The sequence below is a fragment of the Micromonospora sp. AP08 genome (genome assembly GCF_008085935.1).
In the GTDB taxonomy this organism is placed as follows: Bacteria; Actinomycetota; Actinomycetes; order Mycobacteriales; family Micromonosporaceae; genus Micromonospora; species Micromonospora chersina.
The window spans coordinates 51,180-62,620 of record NZ_VSEZ01000015.1; the positions used below are offsets into that span (position 1 = coordinate 51,180).

Genomic DNA, 11,441 nt, shown 5'->3' on the forward strand with positions numbered 1-11,441 from the left:
GCCCGGTCATGCCAGTTCCTCCCGGATCCTGATCCGGCTCGCGACGAGGCGCGGGTCGCGCAGTTCGGCGGCCGGCTCCCGGGTGCGTCGCCAGTCCGTCAGCGCGGTCCGGATGACCATGCGCGCCGGCCGGTCCGGGTCGACGTACCGGAAGATGAACGAGGTCGTCACGATGGCGAGCGAGATCTCCCAGGCGGGGAACAGCTCGACCTGGAGCGTGAACAACCAGTGGATGAACATGTAGAGGGGCACGAGCAGCATGAACAGGCCGTACTGGGCGTACGGCAGGTGGACGGGAAGGGTGTAGCCGGGCGGCCCCAGGTAGACGAGGCGAGCCCGGTAGATGTCGTCGTCGGTGCGCAGCCGCATCGTCGCCCAACGCCTATTCGAAGATCAGCTTGATCAGGTAGTCGCCGACGAAGAAGAGCGTGGCGGCGCCGGCGATGAAGGCCAGCCCGATGATCGCGATGGCGGAGCTGGTCAGCACCTTGGAGATCTCGCCGCGGCTGGCCCGGCCGATGAAGATCACGCCGAGCACCGCGAGCAGGATCGGCGCGATCTTGCTGGCGAAGAAGGAGACGACACCGCTGGTGTCGATGCCCTTGGGAGCCGGCTCGGCGAGTGGAGTCGACGCCAGGGTGTGGAGCGCGTGGTCGACGGCGGCGGACGCCGTCCCCATGAGCTCGATGGCGATCACTGGAAAACCTCCCCAAGGTCGCGGCCGGCGGCGCCGCGGTGGTGCGCGTGGGCAAAGCCTGGCGGGATGGTGCTCGTTCCACACAGCGTCGGCGACGCTGTGTTCGTCACCCACCACGAAGGGTGGTGAGCATTGGGGGGATTGGTCCCGCTTCGGCCCTCCCTCCAGGCTTCGCCATCTCGATGCTGGGCAATTCCAAAGCGTACGGCGCGGCCACCTTTGCGACAACCCGCGAAGAGTCGACCCGGAACGGACCCGACGACCGATCGTACACCTGTTCCAATCCGCACGTCAGGGGTGTCGTCCGCCGGGGTCGCCCGGGCCGCCGGAAGCCCTGCTGGCGACCGGTACTGTCGGGTCCGTGACCGATCTGGTACGGGCGGAGACCCCGGTGGTGATGGGCGTCCTCAACGTCACGCCCGACTCCTTCTCCGACGGTGGCCGATACGCCGACCTCGACGCCGCCGTCGCACACGGAGTGCGACTGCGGGCGGCCGGGGCGGACCTGGTCGACGTGGGCGGCGAGTCCACGCGGCCGGGCGCCGACCGGGTCGACGCGGAGACCGAGATCGCCCGCGTGCTGCCGGTGATCCGCGAGCTGAGCGCCGCCGGCATCCCGGTCAGCATCGACACGAGCCGGGCCCGGGTGGCCGAGGCCGTCCTCGCCGCCGGCGCGGACGTGGTCAACGACGTCTCCGGCGGCCTCGCCGACCCGGACATGGCCCGGGTGGTCCGGGACGCCGGCTGCCCCTGGGTGCTCATGCACTGGCGGGGTCACTCCCGTGAGATGCGGGACCTGGCCCGCTACGCCGACGTGGTGGCCGACGTGCGGGCCGAGCTGAGCCGGCGCGTCGACGCGGCGCTGGCCGCCGGTGTGGCCGCCGACCGGATCATCGTCGACCCGGGGCTGGGCTTCGCGAAGACCGCCGCGCACAACTGGGAGCTGAGCGCCCGCCTGCCCGAGCTGGTCGACCTCGGCTTCCCGGTGCTGTTCGGGTCGAGCCGCAAGTCCTACCTGGGCCGGCTGCTCGCCGACCCGGACGGCAACCCCCGCCCCACCGCCGAGCGGGAGGCGGCCACCGTGGCCACCAGCGTGCTCGCCGTGGCGGCCGGCGCCTGGGGGGTACGCGTCCACGACGTCCGGGCCACCGCCGACGCGCTCGCCGTCTGGCGGGCCACCGGCCGCCCGCGCCTGGCCCGGCCCACCACCGACGGGAACCGGGGACCGACCGGGCGGCCCAGCACCGACGAGGGAGACCGATGACCGACCGGATCGAGCTGACGGGCCTGCGCGCGCACGGCCGGCACGGCGTGTACGACTTCGAACGCGCCCAGGGGCAGGAGTTCGTGGTCGACGCGGTGCTCGAACTCGACCTCGCCCCGGCCGCCCGCTCCGATGAGGTGACCGACACCGTGCACTACGGCGAGCTGGCCGAGAAGCTGGTCGCCGTGGTCACCGGGGAGCCGGTCAACCTCATCGAGACGCTCGCCGACCGCCTCCTCGCGGTCTGCCTGGCCGAGCCGCTGGTGGCCGCCGCGACGGTCACCGTGCACAAGCCGGAGGCCCCGATCCCGCACACCTTCCGGGACGTGGCCGTGACGATGCGGCGTACCCGATGAGCCGGGCCGTGCTGTCGATCGGCAGCAACCTGGGCGACCGCCTCGCCCACCTCCGGGCCGCGGTGGCCTCGTTCGGGGACACCGTGCTGGTGGTCTCCGGCGTCTACGAGACTCCACCGTGGGGGGACGCCGACCAGCCCGCGTACCTCAACGCGGCGGTGCTGGTCGCGGACCCGGCGGCGACCCCCCGCGACTGGCTGGCGCGGGCGCGGGCCGCCGAGGCGGCGGCCGGCCGCACCCGCGACCCGGAGCGGCGGTACGGGCCGCGCACCCTCGACGTGGACGTGATCGCGGTCTGGGACGCGGCCGGGGAACCGGTGCTCAGCGAGGATCCCGAGCTGACCCTGCCGCACCCCCGGGCCCACCTGCGGGCCTTCGTGCTGCGGCCGTGGATCGACGTCGAGCCGCACGGCCGGCTGCCCGGCCACGGCTGGCTCACCGACCTGCTCAACGCCGAGCCACTCGCCTCCGACGCGCTGGAACTCGGTCCGCGCCCCGATCTGACGTTAGAGTCGGACGCATGATGCTGTGGAGCCGGACGGCATGAGCCAGGCCCAGTCCCCGCGCGATCCCCACCGCTTCCGGATGGGTCCGACCCGGATCTCCACCCTGGTGGTGGCCGCCCTGGCCGCCGCCGCGCTCGCCTGGCTGCTGATCAGCACCTTCTACTACGAGGTGGCCCCCAACCTGCCCTGGCTGCCGGTGGTCACGCTGGCCGGCCTGGCCGTGCTGGAGGCGTACGCGGCGGTCAACACCCGGGGCCGGATCGAGCGGCGCCCCGGGCGGGACCCGGTGAACCCGCTGCTGGTCGCCCGGTTCGTGGTGCTGGCCAAGGCGTCCGCCCTGGCCGGGGCCATCTTCGCCGGCTTCTACGCCGGGCTGACCGCCTGGCTCTTCGTGGAGCGGACCAACGCCGCGGTGGGCGACCGGCCGGCCGGCGGGGGCGGGCTGCTCGCCTCGCTCGCCCTGGTCGCGGCGGCGCTCTGGCTGGAGCGGTCCTGCCGGGTGCCCGAGCAGGAGGACGACGAGGACCGGGAGCCCGGCGACCGGGAGACCCCGCGCGGCCGGCTCTGATCAGGGGGTTCCCAGCACCTCCCCCCGCAGGTACCGTGCCTGGCGACCGGAGAGCAACGGCCGCCGCCGGTCCGCCCGCGCGTCGGACGGCTCGGCCGGCCACGTGGGAGGCGCGGGCCATGGCGTACGACGAGACGGGCCGGATCGCGCCGGTGGAGACGTCGTCCGGCGTGCCCGCGGCGGTGCTGGAGAACGTCTTCGACGATCCCTCCCACGGCGAGCCCGGCCGGGACCGGATCGCCGTGCACGTGGTCTGGGAGTTCCTGCTGCTGGTCGGGCTGGCCGCGGTGACCTGGCTGCTCTGGCGGGAGGACGCGGACGCGCTGCGCGGCGGCGCGTTGAACACGCTGCTGGTCGACGTGGCCGGGCTCGGGCTGCTCACCCTGGCCGCCGGGCTCAGCCTGCGGGCCGCCGCGGTGAACCTGGCGATCGGGCCGGTCGCGCTGGCCGCCGCCCTGCACTTCGCCGAGCAGGGCGACCGCGGCGTGCGCGAGGCGCTGCTCCCGGCGCTGGTGGTGGCGGCGCTCGGCGGGCTGGCGCTCGCCCTGGCCGTCGTGGTGCTGCACGTGCCCGGCTGGGCGGCCAGCCTGGCCGGCGCCGCGGCCGTCATCGTGTACATCGAGCGGCGGACCACGCCGGTCGTGGTTCAAGGCGGCTACGACCCCCGGCGCACCGCCCTCTACCTCTTCCTGGGCTTCGCCGCGGTCGCCGTCCTCGGCGGGCTCTTCGGCGCCATCAAACCGGTCCGCCGGCTGGTCGGGCGATTCCGGCCGGTCACCGACCCGGCCCGGCGGCGGGGTGCCGTGGCCGCCACGGTGACCGCGCTGGCGCTGGTCGCCTCGACCGTGCTGGCCGTGCTCGGCGGGGTGCTGATCGCCGCGAACGGGGACGGCCCGGTGGCGCCGGCCAGCGGGCTCGACTGGTCCGTCCTGGCGATCGGCGCGGTGATGCTCGGCGGCACGAGCGCGTACGGCCGGCGGGGCGGGGTCTTCGGCACCCTGCTGGCGGTGTGCGCCGTGGAGGTCTTCCTGGCCTGGGCCGGGACGCAGGACTGGACGATCAGCCGGTGGGCGGTGGGCGGGGCCACCCTCGGGGCCGGGCTGCTGGTCACCCGACTGGTCGAGACGTTCGGCCGGCCGCGGCCGACACCGCCGGGCGGGGTGCCGGCCGGCACCACCGGGCCGAGCGGCGACGGCACGATCAGCACCGGCTGGGCGCTGACCCCGTCGCCCGAGCCGGCCGACGCCTGGCCGTCGGTGCTGCCCGTCCGGGACACCGACACCGTCGACTCGTGGGAGTCGCCGCGCTGGGAGAGCGAGCCGCGCCGCTGGGACGCCGGGGACCGCTGACCCGGCCCGTCCGCCGCCGGCGTGGCGTCCACCGGGCCCGAGCTGATCTCGCCGGTTAGGCTCGCGGCATGACGGAGACTCCTGCCCCCGGCGGCCGCACCTTCGACGAGCTGGACAAGCTCTCCACCGAGGAACTGCGTGAGCAGGCGTTCCACCTGGCCCGGGAGCGCCGCGACGTCGAGTTCTTCTGGTCGGTGCTGCGGCACATGCCCAACGCGGACGAGGCCGCGATCCTGGACGGCGCCCCCAACTCGATCGGGCCGATCATCGACGAGGCCAACGCCCTCTGGCGGGAGATGACCGGGCACGGCTACGAGGAGGAGGAGTCCACGCCGCTGCTGCGGGCCGCCTTCATCGACTACCTGCTGAAGCACTAGGCGATGGCCACCCGCCGGCCCTCGGCGGTTTCCCGGGTACGCAGGTTTGCCCGGCGCGGTGGGCCGGGAACTGACCGCTCCATGGCCCTCACCAACCGCCCCCGCACCGTCGGCGCGTACGGCACGGCCGCCGGCACCGGCACACTCGCCGCGCTCCTGCTCGTCGGTGTCTGCGGCAGCCCGATGTACGTGGGCTGGGTGCAGGACCACACCGACCCGACCGGGGCCGGCGGCTGGTTCCTACGGTTGCTCGCCTGGCCGGCCTGGCGGCTGCACGCCGACGACCCGTCGCAGGGCGTGCTCGCCACCAACCTGCGGGCGATCCTGCTGGTCGTGCTGGCCGCCGCGCTGCTCTACCTGCTGCCCGGCCCGCAGGTGGCCCGGGTGGAGAGCTCCGGCAGCCAGTTCTTCTCCGGCTGGGGCGCGTACGCCCTGGCCGCCGGCTGCACCGCCCTGCTGGCCACCCTCCTCGGGCCGCACGGCTCGCTCTTCGCCGCCTTCCAGGGCGCCAGCACCGGGGTCACCTACGGCTTCTTCGCCGGCTGGATCGTCGGCCTGGCCAGCCTCGGAGGCCGAGCCTGACCGGCTGGATCGTCGGCCTGGCAGGTCTGGCCCCCGAGGCGGCGGGGCCCAGCGCTCAGTCCAGCACGCCGAGGCCCAGCAGGCGGGCCCGGCTGAGCAGGCCCACCGGCCGGCCGTCCTCGGTGACCACCGCGTGCTCGGCGCCCGAGGTGAGCAGCCCGCCCAGCGCGTCGTACGCCGAACCGCCCAACGGAACGGTCGGCAGGTCGGCGCCGCCGTCGGCCGGGAGCGGGTCGAGCACCTCGCGGGTGACCGGCGTGACCGCCAGCCGGCGGATGCCCCGGTCGGCACCGACGAACTCGCGGACGAACGGCGAGGCGGGTGACCCGAGCAGTGCCGCCGGGGTGTCGTACTGCTCCAGCCGGCCGCCCTCGGACAGCACCGCGATCCGGTCGCCCAGCCGGACCGCCTCGTCGAGGTCGTGGGTGACCAGCACGATGGTCTTGCGGACCTCGGCCTGCAACCGGAGGAACTCCTCCTGGAGCCGGGTCCGGACGATCGGGTCGACGGCCGAGAACGGCTCGTCCATCAGCAGCACCACCGGGTCGGCGGCGAGCGCGCGGGCCACCCCGACCCGCTGCCGCTGCCCACCGGAGAGCTCGTGCGGGTAGCGGCGGCCGAACTGCCCCGGATCGAGGCCGACCAGCTCCAGCAGTTCCTCCACCCGGGCCCGGGTCCGCTCCCGGGGCCAGCCGAGCAACCCCGGGACGGTCGCCACGTTGGCGGCGACGGTCTGGTGCGGGAAGAGGCCGACGTTCTGGATGACGTACCCGATGCGGCGGCGCAGCGTGACCGGGTCGACCCGGGTGACGTCGTCGTCGCCGAGCAGGATCCGCCCGTCGGTGGGCTCGATCAGCCGGTTGATCATGCGCAGGACGGTGGACTTGCCGCAGCCGGAGGGGCCGATGAGCACCACCAGCTCGCCGGCCTTCACCTCCAGGCTGAGCTCCCGCACCGCCTCCGTGCCGTCCGGGTAGCGCTTGCGGATGCGCTCCAACGTGATCGAGGCCGCGCCGTGTCCGGCGCCCGGGGTAACGTCCACGTGTGTCCCTCCACCTGAGCTACCGGGCCGCGCCCGGTAACCCGTGGTTCTCCTGGCAGTACGTGCGGGACAACTCTGACACGATCCTCGCCGCGCTGCGGGAGCACACCTGGCTGACCGCCCGTGCCGTGCTCATCGCGGCGCTGGTGGCGCTGCCGCTCGCGGTGGCGGCCTACTGGTTCCGGTCGCTGGCCGCGCCGATCGTGGCGCTGACCGGGGTGCTCTACACCATCCCGTCGCTGGCGCTGTTCGCCTTCCTGGCGCCGTACCTGGGCATCGGGGCGATCACCGTGCTCACCGTGGTGGCGCTCTACGCGCTGCTGGTCATCGTGCGCAACGCCCTGGCCGGGCTCAACCAGGTGCCCCCCGAGGTGCGGGAGGCCGCCGAGGGCATGGGCTACGGCCGCTGGGGCCGCCTGTTCCGGATCGAACTGCCGTTGGCGCTGCCCGGCATCCTCACCGGCGTACGGCTGGCCACGGTCTCCACGGTGGCGCTGGTCACGGTCGGCGTGGTGGTCGGCCGGGGCGGCCTCGGCCAGCTCATCTTCGCCGGCTTCCAGAACAACTTCTACAAGGCCCAGATCATGACCGGCACGGTGCTCTGCGTGCTGCTGGCGCTGGTGCTCGACCTGATCCTGGCCGCCGTGGGCCGCCTGCTCACCCCCTGGCTGCGGAGGCGGAGCTCATGAACCCGGTGCAGCAGGCGGTCGTCTGGCTGAACGACCCGCTCAACTGGACGAACCCGGGCGGCATCCTCGACCGGCTGGGGGAGCACCTGAGCATGTCCGCGCTGGCGGTGCTGCTCGGCTGCCTGGTGGCCTGGCCGGTGGGGCTCTGGCTCGGGCACACCGGCCGGGGCGGCGGCCTGGTGCTGCTGGTGTCCAACGTCACCCTCGCCGTCCCGACCCTGGCCCTGCTGACCATCCTGCCGTTGACCTTCCTCGGCTTCGGCCGGCCGGCCGTGGTGGTCGCGCTCGCGGTCTTCGCGGTGCCGCCGCTGCTGGCCAACGCGTACACCGGGGTGCGGCAGGCCGACCCGGAGGCCCGGGACGCGGCGCGCGGGATGGGGCTCTCCGGTGCGCAGGTGCTGCGCCGGGTGGAACTGCCGCTCGCGGTCCCCTACCTGGCGGCCGGGTTCCGCACCGCCGCCGTCCAGGTGGTGGCCACGGCGGCGCTGGCCTCCTTCGTCAACGGCGGCGGGCTCGGGCAGATCATCCGGGCCGGCTTCGGGCTGGACATCGCGGCGGGAGGCGGCCAGATCGTCGCCGGCGGCGTCCTGGTGGCCGGGCTGGCGCTGCTCGTCGAGGGGGTGTTGGCGCTGGTCGAGCGGGTGGTCACGCCGCGCCCGCTGCGCCGGGCCCGGCGGGCGGCGAACCGCCGTGCGGCCGACGCCACGGCGGGCGGCTGAATCGACCGGGTGACGATCGGGTGACGAAACCCGCTCGGAGTTTGTCGGTCCCAGCCGGAGGATATTGGCTGGAACTCGCGGGCGGCTGATCGGATCGCCCGTCGGACACGCGGCCGGCCCGGACGGGTCGCGCCGGGACACGGAAGGCGGGCACTGATGCGCGCACGTACCAGCCTGGCCGTCGGGGCGCTCGGCGTCCTGACCGCCGGCCTCCTCGCCGGCTGCGGCGACGCCGGTTCCTCCGGCACCGATGCCCCCGAGAAGGGCGCCTCCGGGGCCGGCTGCGCCCCGGTGGCGGGCGACAAGCTCGTCGTCCTCACCGACGACAAGAAGCTCCAGAACACCGACAACGTCATCCCCGCGGTCAACGCGAAGGCGGCCACCCCGCAGCTCGTGGCCGCGCTCGACAAGGTCTCCGCGAAGCTCGACACCCCCAAGCTCATCGAGCTGAACCGGGCGGTCGACGTCGACCGGAAGACCCCGCAGGTCGCCGCGAAGGAGTTCGCCGACGCCAACGGCGTGACCGACGGCGTCGAGAAGGGCCCGGGCGGCCAGGTGACGGTCGGCGCCGGCAACTTCAGCGAGAGCCAGACCATCGCCGAGCTCTACAAGATCGCGCTCACCGCGGCCGGCTACCAGGTCAAGGTGCAGACCATCGGCAACCGCGAGCTCTACGAGCCGGCCCTGGAGAAGGGGCAGGTCCAGGTCGTCCCCGAGTACGCGGCGACCATGGCCGAGTTCCTCAACACCAAGGCCAACGGCAAGGACGCCCAGCCGGTCTCCTCGCCCGAGCTGGACAAGACGGTCAGCGCGCTGAAGGCGGCCGGCGACAAGGCCGGCATCAGCTTCGGCCAGCCCGCCCAGGCGCAGGACCAGAACGCCTTCGCGGTCACCAAGGCGTTCGCCGACAAGTACCAGGTCGCCACCCTCTCCGACCTGGCCGCCAAGTGCTCCGGCACCGCCACCGTGCTGGCCGGTCCGCCCGAGTGCCCGCAGCGGCCGAAGTGCCAGGCCGGCCTCGTCGAGGTCTACGACTTCAAGGCCGGCTCGTTCAGCTCGCTCGACGCGGGCGGCCCGCAGACCAAGAACGCCCTGAAGACCGGCGCGGCCAGCGTCGGCCTGGTGTTCTCCTCGGACGCCGCGCTCGCCGCCAGCTGACCAACGCCGCCGCGCCGGCGGGCCGCACCGGCCCGCCGGCGCCGGCGGGGCAGGCCGCCGTGGCCGGACGGGAAGTCCTGGTCACCGGCTTTACATCGGTGCTTTCGGCCCGTTCCCTACCGGGGCAACTCTCGGTAGTCTGCTCAGCCATGCCCGCCTCGGTCGCCCCCGCCGAAAACCGCAGTCCCGCGCTGCTGACCGTCCTGTTCTGGATCGGCGTGGCGCTCGCGCCACTGGCGGCGCTCATCCTGCTGATCGCCGACGGCAACGGCCCGCTCCGCTTCGGCGCCGTGCTGGCGATCCTGGCCGTGGTGCTGATCGGCCTCTCCATCGCCCTGCGCGCGGAGAGCGGCGGTGGCGCGGCCGGCGCCGACGAGCTTCGCGAGGAACTCGAGCAGCTCCGCCGGGAGCTACGCGGCGAGATCGTGGCCGCCGCCCAGCGCGGCAACCAGGCGCTCGACCAGGTCCAGCGGACCCAGGAGTCGGTCACGGCGATGCGCCGCCGGCTCGACGCGGCGGCCGCCGGTATCGCCGCCGCCGCGGGCATCGCCACGTCCCCCGCCGACGAGCCGGCCGGTGGCCGCGCCCGGGTGCCGGCCGCCGAGCCGTACGACGAGGGGCGCGCCCGCCCCGAGCCGCCGCGGCCCTCCGTGCGGGACGAGGACGAGCCGGCCCGCCGGCCGGGCACCCGGTACGGCACCGACCACGCCGCCGACCACCCGGGTCACGACAGCGACCGCCCGCAGTCCAGCGTCTACGGCGACCGCCCGCAGTCCGGCGTCCACGGCGGCGACCGCCCCCAGGCCGGGGTCTACGGCGGCGACCGCCCCCAGGCCGGGGTCTACGGCGGCGACCGCGCACAGACCGGCGTCTACGGCGCGCCGCGCGGGCCGGAGCCGGAGGCCCGGCCGGAGCCCCGCCAGGTCGGGGTGGTGCACCACACCGAGACCGTGCACGTCACCACCCGGCACACCATCGTGGACGGTGGCGCCGACCCGGCAGGCACCCGGTACGGCGGGTACGCCGGCCGCTGGTCCCCGGCGTCCGAGGAGCGCTCGTGGAGCGGCGCGGAGCCGGAGGACCGCCCCCGCGCCGGCTACCGGGACTCGGACGACGAGCGCCCCCGCGCCGGTTACCGGGACTCCGACGACGATCGCGCCCGGCCCGGTCGGGACGAGCGCTCCTGGTCCGCCCAGGTCGGCGGCGGCTGGTCCGGTCCGGCCGAGGGCTCCCGGCCCGGCGGTTCGGTGTCCGGCCAGGGCGGCGAGCGCTCCTGGTCCGGGTCGGCCGGTCCCCGGGACGACGCCTCCTGGTCCGGTGCGCCGGGCGGCGAGCACCCGTGGGCGGGTGTCGGCCGGGCGTCCGGCGAGGACCGGGGCTGGTCGGCGCGGGAGGACGACGACCGCGGCTGGGCCGGGGAGTCGGCGGACGACCGGTCCTGGCGGTCCGGCCAGGACGGGCGGGCGGACGACCGGTCCTGGCCGGCGGGGTCCGGCGGACGCGAGGAGGCGGACTGGACCGCCGGACGCGACGAGCCGGCCCGCACCGGCCAGGGCGCCTGGGCCGGCCAGGCTGACCGCGACGGCCACGCCGGCTGGTCGGGCCCTGGCGACCGGGGCGGGTACGGCGAGCGGGCCGCCGAGGGCCGGGCGGGAACGGGCGCCCGCGCCTGGACGCCGGCCGAGCAGTCCGGCCGGGCCGACGACCCGGACGGCGACTACTGGTCCGAGCTGCGCAGCGGCAACCGGTGGGCCGCGGTCCGCGACGACGAGCACGGCCGGGAGATCCGGGTCGGGGAGCGGCGGGCCGCGGTGCACGCCGACGGCGGCGGCACCGAGTACCGGATCGAGGACCGCTGGGCGTCCGTCCGGGGCAGCGCCGGTGCCGGGGAGTCGGCCGGCGGCTGGGGCGAGGAGAGCCGACCGGCGCTCCCGGCCGGGGGCGTGCCGGTGCCGGACGAGTGGCGGCCCCCGACGCAGCGCAGCGGCCAGCCGGAGTGGCGCCAGGTCGAGCCGGAGCCGGCCCGCTACGGCTACCCGCCGCGCGACGACGCACCCCGGGCCGGCGGCGCCCGCGGCAGCGACCGCTGGCGCTGACGGCCCGCCCGCCGGCGGCCTAGCGTGGACCGGTCCGC

General features: G+C 75.2%; 14 protein-coding genes. 11 read left to right on the forward strand and 3 right to left on the reverse strand.

Going from position 1 to position 11,441, the window contains the following annotated elements; genetic code table 11:
* Positions 1–6: 6 nt before the first annotated feature.
* Together FXF50_RS22950 and FXF50_RS22955 are read right to left on the reverse strand one after the other, a co-directional pair.
* Positions 7–369, reverse strand: coding sequence for a hypothetical protein (locus FXF50_RS22950; RefSeq protein ID WP_091317037.1), 363 nt, complete (start codon positions 367–369; stop codon positions 7–9).
* Positions 370–382: 13 nt separating this feature from the next.
* Positions 383–697, reverse strand: a complete 315-nt coding sequence (locus FXF50_RS22955) for a hypothetical protein (RefSeq protein WP_148430941.1) — start codon at positions 695–697, stop codon at positions 383–385.
* Between the two features lie 361 nt (positions 698–1,058).
* On the opposite strand from FXF50_RS22955, the gene folP reads away from it, so the two are divergent.
* From folP to FXF50_RS22990, 7 genes are all read left to right on the forward strand, one after another.
* A complete protein-coding gene (folP, locus tag FXF50_RS22960; protein WP_148430942.1) occupies positions 1,059–1,961 on the forward strand; it encodes a dihydropteroate synthase in 903 nt (300 codons plus the stop codon).
* Positions 1,958–2,317, forward strand: a complete 360-nt coding sequence (gene folB / locus FXF50_RS22965) for a dihydroneopterin aldolase (RefSeq protein WP_148430943.1) — start codon at positions 1,958–1,960, stop codon at positions 2,315–2,317. Before folP ends, folB begins: the two co-directional genes overlap by 4 nt.
* Positions 2,314–2,841 carry a 2-amino-4-hydroxy-6-hydroxymethyldihydropteridine diphosphokinase gene (gene folK / locus FXF50_RS22970; RefSeq protein WP_148430944.1) on the forward strand — a complete coding sequence of 176 codons (528 nt, stop codon included), beginning with the start codon at positions 2,314–2,316 and terminating at the stop codon, positions 2,839–2,841. Before folB ends, folK begins: the two co-directional genes overlap by 4 nt.
* A 61-nt stretch (positions 2,842–2,902) precedes the next feature.
* On the forward strand, positions 2,903–3,391 hold the full coding sequence (locus FXF50_RS22975; protein ID WP_370464143.1) for a DUF3180 domain-containing protein: 489 nt from the start codon (positions 2,903–2,905) through the stop codon (positions 3,389–3,391).
* A gap of 119 nt (positions 3,392–3,510) precedes the next feature.
* Positions 3,511–4,740 carry an ABC transporter permease gene (locus FXF50_RS22980; RefSeq protein ID WP_148430945.1) on the forward strand — a complete coding sequence of 410 codons (1,230 nt, stop codon included), beginning with the start codon at positions 3,511–3,513 and terminating at the stop codon, positions 4,738–4,740.
* Between the two features lie 68 nt (positions 4,741–4,808).
* Entirely contained in the window at positions 4,809–5,117 is a 309-nt protein-coding gene (locus tag FXF50_RS22985) for a hypothetical protein (RefSeq protein WP_148430946.1), read from the forward strand.
* A gap of 81 nt (positions 5,118–5,198) precedes the next feature.
* Positions 5,199–5,699: a hypothetical protein gene (locus FXF50_RS22990; RefSeq protein WP_148430947.1), complete on the forward strand. Its 501-nt coding sequence runs from the start codon at positions 5,199–5,201 to the stop codon at positions 5,697–5,699.
* Positions 5,700–5,754: 55 nt separating this feature from the next.
* Here FXF50_RS22990 and FXF50_RS22995 read toward each other — a convergent pair whose 3' ends face one another.
* Positions 5,755–6,741: an ABC transporter ATP-binding protein gene (locus FXF50_RS22995; protein WP_148430948.1), complete on the reverse strand. Its 987-nt coding sequence runs from the start codon at positions 6,739–6,741 to the stop codon at positions 5,755–5,757.
* A 2-nt stretch (positions 6,742–6,743) separates the two neighbouring features.
* Between FXF50_RS22995 and FXF50_RS23000 the strand changes: the two genes are divergently transcribed.
* From FXF50_RS23000 to FXF50_RS23015, 4 genes are all read left to right on the forward strand, one after another.
* Complete coding sequence (locus FXF50_RS23000) at positions 6,744–7,430, forward strand: ABC transporter permease (RefSeq protein WP_148430949.1); 687 nt, start codon at positions 6,744–6,746, stop codon at positions 7,428–7,430.
* A complete protein-coding gene (locus tag FXF50_RS23005) occupies positions 7,427–8,149 on the forward strand; it encodes an ABC transporter permease (RefSeq protein ID WP_091317060.1) in 723 nt (240 codons plus the stop codon). The genes FXF50_RS23000 and FXF50_RS23005 overlap by 4 nt, the downstream gene beginning before the upstream one ends.
* A 156-nt stretch (positions 8,150–8,305) precedes the next feature.
* Positions 8,306–9,307, forward strand: a complete 1,002-nt coding sequence (locus FXF50_RS23010; RefSeq protein WP_148430950.1) for a glycine betaine ABC transporter substrate-binding protein — start codon at positions 8,306–8,308, stop codon at positions 9,305–9,307.
* A 149-nt stretch (positions 9,308–9,456) separates the two neighbouring features.
* Positions 9,457–11,403, forward strand: coding sequence for a hypothetical protein (locus tag FXF50_RS23015; protein ID WP_148430951.1), 1,947 nt, complete (start codon positions 9,457–9,459; stop codon positions 11,401–11,403).
* The last annotated feature ends 38 nt before the right edge of the window (positions 11,404–11,441 follow it).